Here is a 16867-nt window from a genome sequence, read left to right on the forward strand (position 1 = left end):
GAATTTCCATGTCTTTAATGTCTCGTCAATTATCCCGTCAGGAATTGAGTGCCCAGTTAAAATTGGCGCTGCCAATTTTTGGTGGCCAACTCGCCCAGTCGGCCAATGGCTTTGTCGACACGGTGATGTCTGGCCGCGTGTCCGCTTTGGATTTGGCGGCAGTGGGGGTGGGCGCCAGTATTTGGGTGCCAGTATTCCTCTTTATGACCGGCATGTTGATGAGCGCCACCTCGGTGTTGGCTCGCCACGTTGGTGGCAAGCAATTGCAGCGTATCAACCCGCTGATGCATCAGGTGACCACTATCGCGATTGGGGTGGGGCTTATCGCCATGGTATTGCTGTGCAATACCGAACCGCTACTCGAGTTTATGGATGTTGATCCCGCCATGCGTCCGCTGGTGCTGGAGTACCTGTTCGGTTTGAGCTGGGGAATGCCGGCGGTAGCACTGGTGTTGGCGTTGCGCAGCTATACCGAGGCTTTGAGCCACACCCGCCCAGTGTTAATCATTAGTGTTGTCGGGCTGCTTGCCAATATCCCTATCAATTACGTTTTGATCTACGGCAAGCTGGGCGTACCCGCGATGGGCGGCGTTGGTTGTGGTTGGGCTACAGCAATTGTGATGTGGCTGATGGCTATAATGATGCTGGTCTATGTATATCGGCACCGAGTTTATCAAGAGGTTCGTTTAAGCTTTAAGCCCTGGCACTGGGAGCCACGCACCATCGCTTATTTACTTAAGCTGGGCCTGCCAGTTGGCATGACCATCTTTTTTGAAGTGAGTGTGTTTTGCATTATCGCGCTGTTTATCAGCCAGGCGGGGGCAGAAATTGTTGCGGGGCATCAGCTGGCGCTCAATTTTACCTCGCTGGTGTTTATGCTGCCCCTAAGTTTTGCATTGGCGGCGACCACGCGGGTCGGCCTTGCCCGCGGTGGCAATGACCCCGAGGGGCTGCGCCGCGCAGTGAAAATCGCGTTTAAAATTACCCTCTGTATTGGTGGCACGGCTGCGGCCTTGCTGGTGCTGACCAGAGCTTGGATACCGTTAATTTATACCGATAACGCCGCGGTGATTAGCTTGGCGAGCTACCTTTTACTCTTTGCCGCCCTATATCAAATCTCTGATGCTATTCAGGTAACGGCAAACGGCTGTTTACGGGGCTTTGAAGACACCACTATCCCAATGGTATTGACCTTGTTTGCCTACTGGGGTGTTGGTCTGCCACTCGGCTATATGCTCGCCATGACCGATTTAGCCGTGCCCGCAATGGGGCCCAGTGGCTTTTGGTTGGGTCTGTTTGCGGGGCTTAGCTCTGCCGCGGTATTGCTGGGCCTGCGCTTGCGTTGGCGATTACGCCAGCCCTTGCACTAGGCTTGGTGCTTGCAGGTGAAAAATACTGCGAAGGCGCAAAGAGCGGACTGGGTATTTCTTGCGCAGTTACTGACTTATTACTGCGAATAGCAAAATCGTGGCTGATACGTGGTCTATAGGCCGAACTACCGCTCAGTACGCGCCATTTTACCGCCCAACTGGGGTTGGCCAGCAACTCATTGCCCACCTGCATCACGCCCGCTAGGGTCAGGCGCAGTGGGTTCATGTGTAAAGTCGGCTGGCCGCTGAGGCCAACGCGGGGCGTAGTGGCGCTGAGCGGGCAGTAAGTGCCAAACATAATGTCCCAAATAAACAGCGGGCCACCGCCAATATTGACCAAGTTCACTGCGCCGCTGCGGCCGCAGTGTTCGGGTTCCGATGAATGGTGCATATAGTGATACACGCCACCGCCCGAGATAAAACTCGCCACGCGAATGATTCGGCTGCGGGATGCCCAGCGGTATAAGGCCGTCTGATGACCAAAAATCTCTGGAATCAAAATGAGGCAATTATAAATAATCACCTCGGTATACAGCGGCTCAGTGCTGAATAGTTTGGTACAGGCGCCCAGTACTAAATTGTAGGGCAGTACCAAAAACACAAACAGTGGTAGAGCGCTGAATACCGCGAGGGTGGTGGGCTGAATCAGCGCTGGGGTCATGTGGTGGGGGCGGTGGAATAATAGCCAGAGAAGGCGATAACTGTGGCCGAGACGGTGAAACCAGTAGTGGAAAAACCCGCTTAGTACCGCAATAATAACGACCGCTAAGGGCGCTGGTGTATCGAAAATCGTTGGTATATTCTGCATAACGAGCTGGTGGGCAAAGCTTACATTGAGGCTTATCCAATGCCAGCCGAGGCTAAAGTCTAGGCCTGCTAAACTGCCCAGTATGCCAAGGCCAAACAGTATTAGCGGAATGGCCGCCGTGGCGAGGACATTGGTGAATAAAAAAACTGCAAGCCACTGAATTGGGTAGGGCTTGCCTTGTTCTCGCTGAAATAGAAAATAGCCAGCCAGTATCACGACAAGTCTGAATAGGGTAGTAAAGGCCAGTAAGCTGAGGGCGCTATACCACAACATTGGCTGCGCGCGGTGCAGTTGGTGCAAACTGTCCAGTAGTGGTTGAAAGCTGACTACGTCGCCAAGGCCTGGGCCGAGGTAGGCGCCAAGGTGCAGAAGCTGTAAAAAACCGATACTGTAGGTGAGCGCAAATGCAATTACCAACGCATTGGCAAGCCTGCGATAGCGTTCGCCAAAATCGGGAATCTCGGCTTTGAATAGTAGATAGAATAAGCGTTTCACGCGTTCCCCTGCTGGCTTAAGCGCCAGTGGCAAAATTATGTCGTCCTGAACGGCGTTGCTCCATTTACACAATATACCATAAATGAGTCTTAGTGATGGCTTTTTCGATCACGGGCAGGTGTCCCTGCATACACCGATAGCAACGCGTTGCGTTGTCGACTTGCCATTGGCTATTTAGGCTCTTACTCTTCTCATATTAATGATTTACAGATATGTACAGTGACTAACTTGAATGCGAGACGGGCTTTATGATGCAAGCAGGTGTTTTGGAGACAATTCTTCCCGGTATTCACCGGCTGGTGGCGCCTAACCCCAGTGCATTAACGGGGCCGGGCACCAACACCTATTTGCTGGGTAGTAAGGCCATTACTATTTTAGATCCAGGCCCAGATATTCCAGCGCATATCGACGCTATTGTGGCGGCCGTGGCAACCCTGGGAGCCGAGGTGGAGCGCATTGTGACCACCCACACCCACTCCGACCACTCGCCGGGCGCTGCCACTTTACAAGACTATTTTCCAGGTGTGCCGGTGATTGGTGCGCGTATTGTTGATGACGGATATCAGGATCAGAGTTTTGCGCCCACACAGGGCCTTGCTCACGACGATTGCTTTGCTATTGAGGGCAGCTCGCTGCGCGCAATTTACACCCCTGGCCATGTTGCGAATCATTTTTGCTTCTTACACGAAGCCACCGGCGCCGTGTTTACCGGCGATCATATTATGCAGGGCTCCACGGTGGTGATAATTCCACCTGCTGGTGATATGGCCGACTATGTTGACTCGCTGCACTTACTACTCGATTACCCCATGCAATATTTGGCGCCGGGCCACGGCAGTTTAATCGCTAGCCCCCACGCCGAGGTGGAGGCCTTGGTTGCCCACCGACGAGGGCGAGAAGCGAAAATTGTCGCCGCGTTTAAGGAGGTCGTAAAAGGCGACCTCGACGCCTTGGTGGCGGTGGCGTATCGTGATGTTGATGTGAGCATTCACCCCATTGCAAAATTGTCTTTATGGGCGCATCTGCTTAAATTAGAGAAGGAGTCTAGCGCTCGCCAACACGAGGGCCAGTGGGAGCTGGTGTAGATTGCAAGTAGAGAGGACGTTTTTCTAGATTTAAGCAACGATGGAAAGGGGTTTGTATGCGTATCGGTGTACCCAAAGAAATCAAAGCTCAGGAATATCGTGTTGGTTTAACCCCACAAGCGGTCTTAATGCTCACGCAGCAGGGGCACCAAGTCTTATTGGAATCGGGCGCAGGTTTAGACTCGGGTTACCACGATGGGGAATTCCGCGCCAGCGGCGCTCAGATCCTTGCCAGCGTTGGTGAGCTATACCAGCAAGCCGAGCTGATCGTAAAAGTAAAAGAACCCCAAACCGAAGAAGTGGCGCGGCTGCGCGCAGGGCAAATGTTGTTTTGTTACTTGCATCTTGCCCCTAATCGCGCGCTTACCGATGCGCTTATTGCCAGTGGCGCCAATTGTATTGCCTACGAAACCATTACTGACGAGCATGGGCGCCTCCCGCTGCTCAAACCTATGAGCGAAATTGCTGGCCGCTTAGCCACCCAAGCCGGTGCTCACTGCCTAGAAAAAGCCCAAGGCGGTTCGGGAGTTTTGCTTGGTTCGGTTGCCGGTTTAGATCCAGGCCATGTCTTGATTTTTGGCGGTGGCGTGGTTGGTAGCAATGCCGCCGATGTGGCGCTGGGCATGGGTGCTAAAGTCACATTAATAGAACCCTTTGCGCCACGTCGCGCCAGTCTGGCTGCGCAGTTTACTAGCGATCGCTTTACCGCAATTGGCAGTGAGGGACTCGATTTGCCGAGCTTGCTGGCCGACGCCGATATGGTTGTTGGCGCCGCATTAGTACCAGGTGCCGCGGCCCCTAAGCTGTTAAGCGTTGAGGACCTCAAGTACTTGGCAGTGGGTTCTGTATTGGTTGACGTTGCCGTCGATCAAGGCGGTTGCTTTGCCACCACGCGGCCCACCACCCACTTGGCGCCAAGCTTTGTCGAGGCGGGGATTGTGCATTATTGCGTGGCCAACATTCCCAGCGCGGTGGCGCGCACCGCTACCCAAGCGCTCAGTCAGGCGAGCTTGCCCTATGTGCAAAAATTAGCAGCCAGTGGTTTGCAGGCGTGTTTAAACGCTAATCCTGGTTTGGCTGCAGGCTTAAGTGTGGCGCGGGGAATGTTGACCTGCCCAGCGGTTGCGGGCGCTCAGCAGCGCGAATATAGCCTTTGGAACGTGGTGCTTGAGTGAACTGTCGCTGCGAAACTAGCCGATTACTGCGGTGTAGAGGTCGAGACCTGAACATCTACACCGCGAGTCATCGTTCTTTGCTTGCCGTTCCGCCTATTCAGGCGCGTTTATTTTTTGAAAAACTGATTGAATAACTGCTTGGCGGCTTCGCCATTTTCGCCACCCATCTTACGATCAATTAACTCCTGGGTTTTTTCTTCGATTTTATTTTTGGCTTTTTCCTTGGCAATGTCCTCAATCACGCGAAAATCGGGCAGGCAGCTGGTGGCGCCAATACTGCCGAAGCTCGCTTTGCAGCGAATTGGAATATCGCGATTCAGTAATTTTTCGTTGTTTATTTTACACGCCATGGCCTCTTGATCGCCTTGGGCGAGGCGGCTGTTGAGCACCACGTCGAAACTGTCATTATTTAAGTCAACGCTTCCGCTGCCGCGCAAAGCCAGTTTGGTGACACCGGCATTAAACTGCTCAATTTTGGCCACGCCTTTAGTGATCACAATCTTGGTGGTGGTGTCTTGCAGGTCGGTGTACAGCGGCCAATTATTGGGGTCGAAGGTTTCCTGCTGCAGGCGAGTTACCAGCTGGCAGAAAGCGCGTTCGATATTCATATTGGCTAAACGCAACTTTTGGCCGCTCAGTGCAATATTGCCGTCAAGGTTCTTTTTGAGACCGCTGATGGTGGTGCCGCTGGTGTTGAGGTCGAGATTAACATTGCTTAGCCCAGACAATTCCTGACTGATCTCTAGGGCGGTTAACACCTTGCCAAGCGGAAGTTGATCGCTGTTGGCCTTTATGTGGAGTTTGGCCGCCACGGCGCGGGTGTCCAATTCGGTTTCGATTTTAAACGGGCTGTCGTAAACAAGGCCGCTAAAGGGGCTAATGCGGCTAAGGCCTTGCTTAGCCGCCAGCGTTACATTGAGATCTTTAAAGGGCAGCTGGCTGACCACAAGTTCACCAATTTTCAGCTTAGCGCTAATATTTTGGGCGTTTAATAGCTCTCTGGGCAGAGGAAGCTCATCGCTACTCGGCGTGCTGCCGGCCGGCGGCGTGGTTTTGTCATTGGCTTGACTGGCGTCTGCTGGCGGCTTGGGCGGCAAATAGTGGTCGAGATTAATTTTATCAATGGCAAGATTTAGCTTGGTAACTTGCTCCTTGTTCATGGGCAAACTGGCGTCGCCACTTATCGTGGTGGTGTCTAAGGTGGCGTTGAGATCAGAAATGCTAATAAGCTTGTCATCGCCTTTAATCTTAGCTTTTACCCCTACGTTGCTCAACGTGCTTGGCTCTGCCATTTCTGGGAGGCTAATGGCCAATGTCTTCGCAATATTGCGGAGATTGGCGGGGCTGAGCTGCAGGCTGGCCTGATAGACCAAGGGGCTCACACTTGCGTTGGCATCGCCTTTCAAAGTGAGTATTTCGTCGCCAACGTCGGCAGCTAGCACGGTGTTGCTCGCAGTGAAATTGTTCAGCGCGGCGTCAACCTTTAGCCGGGTGTCTAGTTTGATTTTGGTGCTAATAGGGCTTTGATTCGTGGCGCTGTAGTTTAGCGCCGACGCCACGCTCAGGGCGTTCGCGTCGCCACCAGGCTGAATAGCACCGCTGACATCCAAGGATTTCAACTCTAATTTAGTGCCGTCTTTGGCGGCGTACTGCATGGTGGTGTTCTGCACGGCAAGCTCAGACAGTGACCAAACCAAGGCGTCTTTGAAGTTCGCGGTGGCGGCCAGCTTGAGCCGAGTTTTTGCCGAGACCTGTGCTTGTTCGTTGCGATGTTCGGCACTAAGGCTAATGTCGCCGTCATTGACGATTATATTATCCATGGTGTCGTTAACTTGTACTTTGGCGCTAAGGCTAATGTCGGCCGCCAAACTTTGCAGAGGGTCTTTGAAATTAATTGCCGCACTAAATTCTAGGGGAAAAGCTTTGTTGGTAAGCTGAATATCTTCGCCGTTTACATTGAGCTTTTCGAGCGCGATGGTCTGCCCTGTTTGGGCGTTGCGGTAGTGCACGGTGCTGTTTGCTAATTGGAATTTTTGAATGCCCAATTGCTGGGGGGCACTGCTCTCGGTGGTCGGCTCCTTAGCTGCCGAAGCAGATTGCTTGCCAATATTGCTCCAATTACCCACGCCCTGTTCGTCAACCACCAAGTTGGCATTGAGGCCCTTCAGGGTAATGCCTTTAATAACAATATTTTTTTGCAGCAAGGGTTTTAGGGCAACCGCGAGTTGGGCCTGTTCAAAGCGCACAATCTCGGTGCTTTCCCCTGTACTTGAATTGGGTGTGGTGCTCGCGTCGGGGATGGCGAGACTGGCGGCGCCGAGTGCAATTTGAATGTCGGGATATATCTGCCAAGCTAAATCGCCGTCCAAGTGCAAAATCAAGCCTTGGTCGGCGGCGAGTTTTTCAATTTCATCTTTAAAGATATTTGGGTCTACCCAAAATACCAAGGCGGCAATGGCGCTGCCAGCTAAAATTACAACGCTGAGCAGGCCGATAAAAATGTATTTTATTGCGCGGGCCATTTATCTCTCCATGTATTTTTGGTCTTAGCAGGGTGGGTAGATCTATTTTGGATAGTATGGGTTTGACCTGTCGCTGCCGATAAGTTCACCAAACGGTTCGTGCGCTAAGTATAGCCAATTGTGCCGTAAATGCAGCGCCATTGATGTGACGCAGTAGAATTACGCAAGAATCGGGTGGCAAGATAAAGGTGTGAAAGGCACACTTATTTTAATTACGCAGACGATCGCTGGGGCGTTATGACAGAACAACATATAAATTATCAGCGGGTGGCCAAGGCAATTCACTATCTTAGTGAGCGACAGGCCGCGCAACCGAGCTTGGCTGAGTTGGCCAGCCATGTTGGTCTGAGCGAGTTTCATCTGCAGCGCATATTCTCGGAGTGGGCAGGTATCTCGCCCAAGCAATTTTTGCAGTTCTTGACCAAGGAGCGGGCCAAACAACAGCTGCGCAAATCGAGCGTGCTTGAGGCGGCGCTCGCCAGCGGCTTGAGCGGCAGCGGTCGCTTACACGATTTAATGATTAAAGCTGAGTGCATGACCCCTGGCGAGTATCGCAGTTTGGGGGCGGGTTTGCAGATTGCCTATAGCGTTCAAACTTCGGTTTTTGGTTACTGCCTTATTGCGATTACCCAGCGCGGGATCTGCAAAATGGCCTTTTTTGACGAACCGAGCCAAGAGGTCGCTGTACTGCAGGAGTTGCAGCAAGAGTGGCCAGCGGCAGATTTACAGCGGGATGAGCCAGCGCTAGCGGGCGTTTTTAGGCAAGTGTTTTCAGGTCGCGGTGATCCCGCGGCGCCGCTGCGGGTATTGCTCAAGGGAAGCGAATTTCAGCTCAAAGTCTGGGAGGCGCTAATGGCTATTCCCCACGGAGAGCTGTGCTCCTACCAGCAAGTGGCTGGGGCAATGGGAATTCCGTCGTCGGTGCGCTCGGTGGCCAGTGCCATTGCCCGCAATCACGTTGCCTACCTTATTCCCTGTCACCGAGTAATTCGCAGTACCGGCGAATTCAGTCAATATCGCTGGGGTGCCCAGCGCAAGCAAGCTATGCTGGTGCACGAAGCAGCGCAAACACTAAGATAGCTAATCCCTAGGTATTTATGGTGGCGAGTGTGCTGCCAATTTGTAGATGCTGTAATGTGCTCTTGCTATGATCCCTCTTTATCGGCAGTTTGGCTTGTTTTGCACATTGGCTACAACAATGCCCGATCATTGCTGTCTATTTTAATAATTAATACCCGCCAGTAGACAGCTAAATTCACCACAGTGGAGTACCTATGGACGCTATACCGCAATCACCAGAACCAGATAAATTAGAATACGCGGGCTTTTGGATACGGGTGCTGGCTTCCATTATTGACACCATGTTGTTTGGCCTGCTGCTGATTCCTATTTTTGCCCTTACCATGGGCGATGCCCAGTGGTCGAGTATGGAGCGTGAAGGCATGCACGCCTCAACAATGTCATTCCAGGCTATGGGGATGAGCAGCGGCTTAAGCATATTGCTGAACTATATTCTGCCCGCGGTGGCCGTTATGGTGTTTTGGTTCTACAAGTCGGCAACGCCAGGTAAATTAGTGCTGAAGCTCCGCATTGTCGACGCTAAAACCGGTGGCAAGCCCACCACGTCACAATGGCTGATTCGCTATTTGGGTTACTATCTTTCTACCTTTGCGTTGATGCTGGGCTTTATTTGGGTTGGTTTGGATCGCCGTAAACAGGGCTGGCACGACAAACTTGCGGGTACGGTGGTCATTAGCGACAAGGCCAAGGAACCCGTGCGGTTTCAGGGGCGGTAGTAAAAAACGCGATCATATAGGCAGTTGCGGCTGGTAACGTGTATGGTAGCGATTTTATTTTTAGATTTTTGTAAACAGGAGAATCAGTAGCATGAAAGCCCCCTTTATTGCAGCTTTACTATTGGCTAGCGCGAGCAGCTCGGTATTGGCCGGCGGTGTCGCGTTTCGCTTTGGCTCAGACACCTTTGGCGTGTCAGTTGCTGGCGACATGAGCCCAGAAAGCAGTGCGCAACTGGACTGGCTACATCACGATGACGACGCCGACATGGTCGCCTTGGGCTTGTATGCCAATGGTCAGCGTGGCGCTGTGAGTGGTCGAGTAGGGGCTAAAGCGATTGGTCTTGAAGGTGACGACGCCGATGTAAACGGTGGCGCGGTCGCGTTTGGTGGCGATGTAAGCTTGCCCTTAAATGAAATTGTGCGCTTACGGGCGGGCTTGTATTACGCGCCAGATGCGACGGGCTTTGGCGATATTGAAGGTTACGATGAATGGTCGCTCAGTGCCGAGTTCAGTCTATTTCAGAACTCAGCTATTCAGGTCGGTTACGGCAGCATGGAGTTCGATGTAGAAGCGCGTAACAAGTTTGAGTTTGAAGAGGGCGGCTTTGTGCGTTTACAGCTGCGCTTGTAAGACTGCGCCTAGTATTAAGAATAGCCCTGCTTTTTATACAAGGCGGGGCTTTTTTAACGCAAAATTTCTAAAACGCGAAATAATAAACAAGTGCAGGGCGCTGCTCGAGATAGCGCCCTTATCGCCGCCAGTTTTTGGCTTGCGCGATATCATCGCAGTTGCCACCACGCTTGTCGGCCCAATTCGTTGCCCGTTCCCCGTTCAACAGTGAGGCCAATACTACCGCGGGAGCCGGAGGTGTATTTATACTCTTTTTCACCGGCGCCAATGATGCCTGGCCGAGTGAGTAATTGATCGAATTTTTTGGCGCTGGGCGGAAAGAATTCGTCGCTGAGATTGGCCATGTCGTCGTCATTAATTAAGCCGTCGCCATTGATGTCAATCACCGTGTCGGCGAGGCGACCGCCATTAATACTGTCGATTTCCATTAGCCAGCCAGTGCCACCGAAGTTGCAGGGATCGGCCGAGGGAATGAGGGTAGGGAAAATCACCCTGCCATTGCGTAAAATAGCTTGGTCAATCACCCGCTCGCCAGCCCCGCCGGCGGCAGAAGGGCCTATTAAATCGAGATACCAACCGGCTTTGGCGCTGTAATCTACTGTGGTATTCGACACTACCCGAACAGCAAACTCAGCGGTGCCACCGCGCAGCGTGGGCGTGCCCTCATAGGTGATAGTCTGCTGCTGTAAATTACTGCGCGCCGAGATTTGGCTGCCGTTGTCGCGAATGCCGTAAAAACTTTGTAATTGCGGCGAATTAGCGACAAGGGAATCGCCGCGCTCAAAATATTTACCCGTGCCAAAATAAATCATGATGCCGCCATCGGGGTGGCGTCCAGAGGTCATCCCTGCGGTAATGGCCTGGGTGCTTCCATCGGGGGCTTTCGCTACAAATAATGGCTTGGGCGTGTTTCCAGATTTAAAGGCAAGCTTCCACTGGTTGCTGTTACTACTGCTTAAATCAAATTTCCACACATTGCCATTGAGGTCGCCAGCGTAGACATACTCGGCAATGCGGTCGCTATTGCTGTCTACCGCCAAAATATCGCCAAGACCGTTATCGCTGCCGGAAACTTCGGTGTCTATCGCTTTGATTAAATTCCCCGTTTTAAGGTTAACCACAAAGAGCTTTACCGTGTCGCCGCTGTTATAGCCGTTGCCAAAAAGGGCAACCCAGTCACCACTTGCGAGCCGAGTCAAAACAGGGTTGCTCATACTCAGGCCCAGCTTATTGCTGGCGCCCGCTGTGGTGTGAAAATCCCACAGCACATCGCTGGCGTCGACGTTGGCGGGATCGCTGACATCAATGGCAAATACCGAGCCGCCACCCGCTGCGCTGCTGCCGACCAATATGGTATGCCATGTATCATCCCAATAGGCGTCTATCACGAGCGGCGAGCCGTCTACAAAATATGAATGGGTGTAATCGGGTTTTGTTAGCGAGGCCAGATTGCCAAAGGCGCTTTTGGGTATGTAGGCAAAACTCTCTACACCGGTAGCTGCATTAAAACCATGTAACATGCCGTCGTTGGCGCCAACATACAACATGGGTGGTTTGGTCTTTTTGGCGCCGAGGTAGGCTGCATAGCTAATGCCAGCGGTGCCAGACAAACGGCTAAAGCCGTAGTTTTGACCCCAGTGAAAATAGGGGTTGGAGTTAACAATGTCGCCAAGTAAGTGCGAGCGAACACGGTAGTTGGCGTTGACCCCCTCTAGGCTTTGGTCGCCCCGCAGCCAATTTACGCGCCGCGGGCCTTCAAGTGACACATCCGCGGTGGCCACATCAAGAGTGAGGGCTAGCTGTTCAGTTGCAGATAAATTATCCCACGTAAAATTAACCGCCGATTCTGCGCCCGTAGCAGGGCTAATCCATGTGAGTATATTGCGGTCGCCGTGAGCGGGTATGCCGCCATTGGTGTTAGTGTCCCATTTTTCTTCCGCTAGGGCGCCATCGCTACCAACCTCATAAGCCAGTATTTGCCCAGACCAGTCGCGACTGTCGTAGCGAGCTTGAAATATTATGGTGTCGGAATCTAGGCGGGTGGAGTTTGTGGCGATAGACGAAGATGAGCCAACTGATTGTAAAATTTGGGTGATGGCCGATTTTAATTTTTCGGCGATCTCTACCGGCTTGCTCGCAATTAGCAAGGCACCGCGACCGTTGATGGTGGCGTGCCACAAATCGTCAATAGCAGTGGGGCTGCGATTTTCAAATGAGGTGTGCCAGTTTGGTGGGCTGGTATAGGGATCTGCAGGGTTGTTTGGGTCATATAAAATGCCGCCGGTGCCCAAGGTAACGGCATAGGTAAGCATGTGTAAATCGGTTTTGCAGTCTAGGGCGGGTGGCGGCGATTGACGGTTGCACGCGGCGGCAACAGGGACTTGCCCAGTCGCAAAATCTGAGCGCAGGGGGTTGTCGTAATATTTCATGGCGATATCGGCCATGGTGGAGCTCGCCGTGTCTTCGTAGGGCGCGCCTTTGCCTGCGTCTTCATTACCAACACCACTAATGCTACTAACATTGCTATAGCCATCGGTAAAAAGAATGGCGGCATTGGCTTGGCATGCGTGGGTAATTGGCGCGTCGTCGTTGCTGCGCTGGTATTGGCTACCGGCGTGATTGAGGGCTTCACGGTTGGGGGTGCCGCCGCTATTACCGCCGCGAGAGTAGAGTGTGTTGTAAAAGCTATTGCGGTCATCACTATTGGCTAAGGTTTTCATCGTGACGTCGCTGCGGTTATTAATGGTGAATTCGCCAAGCCGCGCATTATTTACGTCGAAGAAAGATTGTGCGACGCCGGCACGGGTTGCTAAATGGCGTTTGCGATAATAGGAAAACCAATTGGCGAAGTTTTGCATCATGGCGGTATAGGCTGCCGGTGTCGAAAAATTGGCTGATTTAATTTCATAGCCAATGAGCGTACTTGAACCGTTGGGTGCATAGCCGGTTAAGGTGGCTCCGGTGTAGCCATAGCTGGCGGGTAGTGGGTTCTGTAAATAAAATGTAGCAGGGTAGTATTTTACCTTCTTGTCACTGGGGTATCCGGCGACACTTATATTGTTTGGGATTGTCATTCCCTGCTGAAATCGGAAGGTGTGGTTTTCGCTGTCGTTATCTATATCGGCAGTCAGATTAAACGTGGATGTCCCCACGTTGGGGTCACTCGGTGCACTGCTTGCTGTAATGTTAGAGAAAGACTTGCTGCCAACACTGGGCCACGGCACATAGCGATCTTCAGGATTAAAATAAGCTTTGTTATAGTCTGGGGAGCGGGCAAAGGCAAAGCTTGGGATCGGCGGCACGGCGTAGTGATCGTTATTGGAATCGCTATACACGCGCTTACCCGTGCCGGTGCCGTTGGGGAAAAGATAAATGTACTTTTTCCAAGTGTCGTTTGCGCCGCCGACCTTATTGAAATTTAGGGTGTCAGGCGCTGCAACATCGCTTTTATCTAGGCCAATAAAACTCTCGTTGCCGGTATGCCACCACAAGGCGCCATCGTTAGTGGGCATGAGCAGTTCTGCGTCCATGCTGCCGGAGTCGTCGATCGCAATGATAATGTTTGGGGTAACACCTGTGGCGAGCGACAGCGGCGTATCGGCAACATCAAGCGCCGCTAGGCCATTGTTTGAGCCCAGTGCGAGCAGCATTAGAACGAGAGTGTGCTGTGCCCAGCGCAGGGCGGCGTTACCGTTCATACACGGTCCTCGAGGTTTTATTCGCGGCGATAAATAGTGCGCAGCACAACCATGGCTCGGTCGCTGACCCCGAATCCGCGAGCTGTGATGCGGTAATTAGTAATTAATTTTACTGGCGTGCCGGCATCCAATGGTGCGACGGGGTCATCTATTTGGGTGAGTTCCTCAACATAAAATTGCGGCGCGCTCGATACCCCAGCGATGGTATTGACCGTGCGCCAGCCCGTGGCGGCGAGGTCGTTCCAGTCGGGCGGCGTGCATTCTGCCCCAGCGCCGCTGCATTGTTGGTATAGGCCATTACTGCCGTCGAAGGGGCCTGCAGAGGCGCCTTGCAATACCGTTTCGCCCTCGCGGAGGGCGGCTTCAGCGGCTTGAAACGCGGTGTTAGTGTCGCGCGCGTTGCCCGCCATGCGCTCCTGCAGAGTGGTAGACTGCAGGGCGCTGGCACAAATAATGGTGAGAATTAGCATAAAAACTAAGCTTATAAGCAGTGCTGCGCCGTGTTGGGATTGCTTGCTTAGCGTGGCTGAGGTCATTAGTGCATCTCACGGCAGGCGGTTGCGGATGGCGACAGCGGTGCTGTATACCTGCCGCAAACGCTGATCACTGGGCACCGGTGCGCCATTGAATATCAGGTTGTTTTGCACGAACTCGCCAGCGGCGCCAACGATGTTGTCGTCGGTGCTGTGCAGCAGTAATTCAATACGCACACTCAAAACCGCAGCCCAATTACCGACGGTGGCGGCGGTGTGGTACACATCAATATTGCGGTCGTCGTTAGTATCTTCGCCGTAGCTAATTTGCATGTTTTCAACTCCTTCCACCAGTTCGGTGGCAACGGGCGCGGCGCCGCCAAGGTTGCGGGCCTGCACCCACAGCGAGTGAATTGGGTTGCCCGCAGGAGTGTTGCGGCCTGAGTCGCGCACAAAATAGACGAGTGATTGAAAACCCATAATTTCGGCATCGCTGCCGTAAACCTTGCTGAGCTTATTCGTTATATTATTGTTGTTGGCATGAGCAATGGTGATGTGGCCACTATTACCATTGTCGTTAGAAACATTTGTGGCACTGAAGAGATCGGCGGTAATGCAGTCAGTAATAAACACGTAGTCGTCGGCTTCGAGGCCAGCGGGATTACTGTTAATTTGGATATTGGCATTGTCTGCGGCCATATTACCGGTGAGTGTCGCGGCGGGGGTGACCGCCCGCTGTATAAACAGCATGTCGGTATTTTCTAGCGCGTCGTAATCATTGTTGGCATCAACGTTGTCCTCGCCCACCAGTACGCCAGCGGCAATAAAATTCAAATCAGCTGGTGGATTTTTGGCAATCACATTCACGGGGATGCGCTGCACGTTTGGACAGCCCATATAACCCGACATACGTATGTCTTTGCGCAGAAAGCTTACGGCAAAACGGCCACTCTCTTGCAGTCGCGCCAATGCTTCGAGCACCCGCTGGCTGCGCTGGCTGGCGAGGGTCACTTGAATCACCGCCGCGCTGAGTGACAAGCCGAGTGTCATGGCAATCATCAATTCAACAATGCCAAAACCAGATTGAGATTGTCGGGTCATGCTGCCCACCTCACAGCTCGGTGGTAAACACAAAGGACTGTGTATTGCCGCCGTTAGCATCGGCTTCGCGGCTGCGGCTAATACGGCTTTCGTCCCATTGCACGGTAACCGTAAAAACATTGCCATTTTTGTCAATGGCGCCATCACCGGCAGTTAAGCGCGATCCGATGGCGGTGAACCAGTCTTGAATATCAATTTGCGCGATGGTGCTCGGCGTTGTACTAGGTGCGTCGGCACTGAGGGCGATAGTGTAATTACCCGATAAAGCGGCGTTGCGATTGGCGCGCATGCGATCGACTATTTCATAAGCCAGCAAGGTGGCGTGGGAGCGCACATCGGCAGTTTGATTGAATTTAATGGCATTGAGGTGAGTAGCAACACTGCCCATCACACCAGTGGTGGTTATTAAGAGTGCGACCAAGACTTCAATTAGGCTATAGCCAGTAGAGTGCTGAGGTTTTGTCATAGCAAATTCCATTTGCAAGTATTGATCTACAGCGCAATACAGCTGGGGAGCATCATAGAGAACTAAATAAATACATCTTCAGAATTTTGGCAGACATTTGCGGTGATTGTCTAGAAAGAATCGCGTAGAAATAAAAAAGCCATGACTCATTTTTTCGGTTTTGATAATTACCTTGTGATTAGCGAGGACCTATTTGGCGGCCATTTTTTCAGCGGATGGTTTTTAACTATTTGTTTGTAAACGCAATACTATTTACTGCGCGGTTTTAAGTTCTTGCCACGTAAGGTGAATTCGCAAATCAAATTCTAATTGGTGGTAATTTGGCAACATGTATTCGCAGAGCTTGTAAAAGGCCTTGTTGTGATCGTGTTCTTTAAGGTGGGCGAGTTCATGAACCACGATCATCTCTAAGAACTCGGGTGCTGTCGCCTTAAATAGCGAGGCGATACGAATTTCCTTTTTGGCCTTTAATTTTCCGCCCTGCACCCTCGATACCGCAGTGTGTAAGCCGAGTGCGCGGTGGGTGAGGTCGAGGCGGTTGTCGAATAATACCTTGTCGATTTGCGGCGCGTTGCGCAGGTTTTCCTGTTTTAGTTTTGTCACATAGCTGTAGAGCGCTTTGTCACTTTGAATATTGTGAACTTGACCGTAGCGCTGATTTAGATAGGCTTCAATGCGCTGCTCAGTGATGAGTTTGCGCACTTGGTTTTGTAAATGCTCAGGGTAGGCTTGCAGGTATTTTAAGTTGAGATTAATCACTGTTATCGTCGCCTGCTGCCCGCCCTTAATTACGCTGCGTGCGCCGCGTAAGCAACGGTAAATGCGGCTTCTTGAAATTGCTTTAATCCGGTATCTGCAAACTGGATAGGGCAGGGATTTTCGGCAATGGCGGCTTTGAGTTGGCTGGTGTTTAGCACCTGCACGTCGAGATTGGCAATTAACTGAATAGCGGCTTCGAGTTTAAAGCTGGCGGCGCCACCGGCAAATTTGCCCTTTGTTAAACGGCCTTTTATAACGACTTTGTCTACGCTGTAATCGCTCATTAACTTTGCAAAGGCCGCTTGAAATTGCACAAGTTCTTCGCGGCCATGTTCTTTCGCTAGGCTTAATTTGCGGGCCCTGCAATCGGGAATATTAAATTGCTGTTTCTCTAAATTAAGCAAACAAATTACGGCATCATTGCCGCTGAGTTCTACACCACAAATTCGCATTTTGTATTCCTAGTTTTAGTTTTAGTTTTGATGTTT

General features: G+C 52.0%; 14 protein-coding genes. 6 read left to right on the top strand and 8 right to left on the bottom strand.

Features of this window, described 5'->3' with window-relative positions; all coding sequences use genetic code 11:
* The first annotated feature begins 8 nt into the window (after positions 1 to 8).
* Positions 9 to 1370 carry an MATE family efflux transporter gene (locus P1U47_RS07340; protein ID WP_301028029.1) on the top strand — a complete coding sequence of 454 codons (1362 nt, stop codon included), beginning with the start codon at positions 9 to 11 and terminating at the stop codon, positions 1368 to 1370.
* On the opposite strand, the gene P1U47_RS07345 is transcribed toward P1U47_RS07340, so the two are convergent.
* Positions 1306 to 2673 carry a sterol desaturase family protein gene (locus P1U47_RS07345; protein ID WP_301028031.1) on the bottom strand — a complete coding sequence of 456 codons (1368 nt, stop codon included), beginning with the start codon at positions 2671 to 2673 and terminating at the stop codon, positions 1306 to 1308. The genes P1U47_RS07340 and P1U47_RS07345 overlap by 65 nt on opposite strands.
* Before the next feature lie 248 nt (positions 2674 to 2921).
* On the opposite strand from P1U47_RS07345, the gene P1U47_RS07350 reads away from it, so the two are divergent.
* Together P1U47_RS07350 and ald are read left to right on the top strand one after the other, a co-directional pair.
* Positions 2922 to 3758 (top strand): MBL fold metallo-hydrolase, encoded by an 837-nt coding sequence (locus P1U47_RS07350; RefSeq protein ID WP_366943130.1) that lies wholly within the window; start codon positions 2922 to 2924, stop codon positions 3756 to 3758.
* A 56-nt stretch (positions 3759 to 3814) separates the two neighbouring features.
* Positions 3815 to 4933 (top strand): alanine dehydrogenase, encoded by a 1119-nt coding sequence (ald, locus tag P1U47_RS07355; RefSeq protein ID WP_301028032.1) that lies wholly within the window; start codon positions 3815 to 3817, stop codon positions 4931 to 4933.
* Positions 4934 to 5040: 107 nt separating this feature from the next.
* Here ald and P1U47_RS07360 read toward each other — a convergent pair whose 3' ends face one another.
* Entirely contained in the window at positions 5041 to 7455 is a 2415-nt protein-coding gene (locus P1U47_RS07360) for an AsmA family protein (protein WP_301028033.1), read from the bottom strand.
* A gap of 237 nt (positions 7456 to 7692) precedes the next feature.
* On the opposite strand from P1U47_RS07360, the gene P1U47_RS07365 reads away from it, so the two are divergent.
* From P1U47_RS07365 to P1U47_RS07375, 3 genes are all read left to right on the top strand, one after another.
* Positions 7693 to 8535 carry a methylated-DNA--[protein]-cysteine S-methyltransferase gene (locus tag P1U47_RS07365; protein ID WP_301028034.1) on the top strand — a complete coding sequence of 281 codons (843 nt, stop codon included), beginning with the start codon at positions 7693 to 7695 and terminating at the stop codon, positions 8533 to 8535.
* A gap of 194 nt (positions 8536 to 8729) precedes the next feature.
* A complete protein-coding gene (locus tag P1U47_RS07370; RefSeq protein ID WP_301028035.1) occupies positions 8730 to 9251 on the top strand; it encodes an RDD family protein in 522 nt (173 codons plus the stop codon).
* A gap of 91 nt (positions 9252 to 9342) precedes the next feature.
* Complete coding sequence (locus P1U47_RS07375) at positions 9343 to 9882, top strand: YfaZ family outer membrane protein (RefSeq protein WP_301028036.1); 540 nt, start codon at positions 9343 to 9345, stop codon at positions 9880 to 9882.
* A gap of 149 nt (positions 9883 to 10031) precedes the next feature.
* Here the strand turns inward: P1U47_RS07375 and P1U47_RS07380 are convergent, their stop codons facing one another.
* The 6 genes from P1U47_RS07380 to P1U47_RS07405 all read right to left on the bottom strand — a co-directional run bounded on the left by P1U47_RS07380 (position 10032) and on the right by P1U47_RS07405 (position 16831).
* Positions 10032 to 13580 (bottom strand): PilC/PilY family type IV pilus protein, encoded by a 3549-nt coding sequence (locus P1U47_RS07380; protein WP_301028038.1) that lies wholly within the window; start codon positions 13578 to 13580, stop codon positions 10032 to 10034.
* Positions 13581 to 13597: 17 nt separating this feature from the next.
* Positions 13598 to 14116, bottom strand: a complete 519-nt coding sequence (locus P1U47_RS07385; RefSeq protein ID WP_301028039.1) for a PilX N-terminal domain-containing pilus assembly protein — start codon at positions 14114 to 14116, stop codon at positions 13598 to 13600.
* A gap of 9 nt (positions 14117 to 14125) precedes the next feature.
* Positions 14126 to 15154: a PilW family protein gene (locus P1U47_RS07390; protein WP_301028040.1), complete on the bottom strand. Its 1029-nt coding sequence runs from the start codon at positions 15152 to 15154 to the stop codon at positions 14126 to 14128.
* Positions 15155 to 15164: 10 nt separating this feature from the next.
* Positions 15165 to 15620: a type IV pilus modification protein PilV gene (pilV, locus tag P1U47_RS07395; protein WP_301028041.1), complete on the bottom strand. Its 456-nt coding sequence runs from the start codon at positions 15618 to 15620 to the stop codon at positions 15165 to 15167.
* A 252-nt stretch (positions 15621 to 15872) separates the two neighbouring features.
* Positions 15873 to 16379 (bottom strand): M48 family metallopeptidase, encoded by a 507-nt coding sequence (locus P1U47_RS07400; RefSeq protein WP_301028042.1) that lies wholly within the window; start codon positions 16377 to 16379, stop codon positions 15873 to 15875.
* Positions 16380 to 16408: 29 nt separating this feature from the next.
* Positions 16409 to 16831, bottom strand: a complete 423-nt coding sequence (locus tag P1U47_RS07405) for a DUF3010 family protein (protein ID WP_301028044.1) — start codon at positions 16829 to 16831, stop codon at positions 16409 to 16411.
* Positions 16832 to 16867: the final 36 nt, after the last annotated feature.

The sequence above is a fragment of the Zhongshania sp. genome (assembly GCF_029212375.1).
In the GTDB taxonomy this organism is placed as follows: domain Bacteria; phylum Pseudomonadota; class Gammaproteobacteria; order Pseudomonadales; family Spongiibacteraceae; genus Spongiibacter.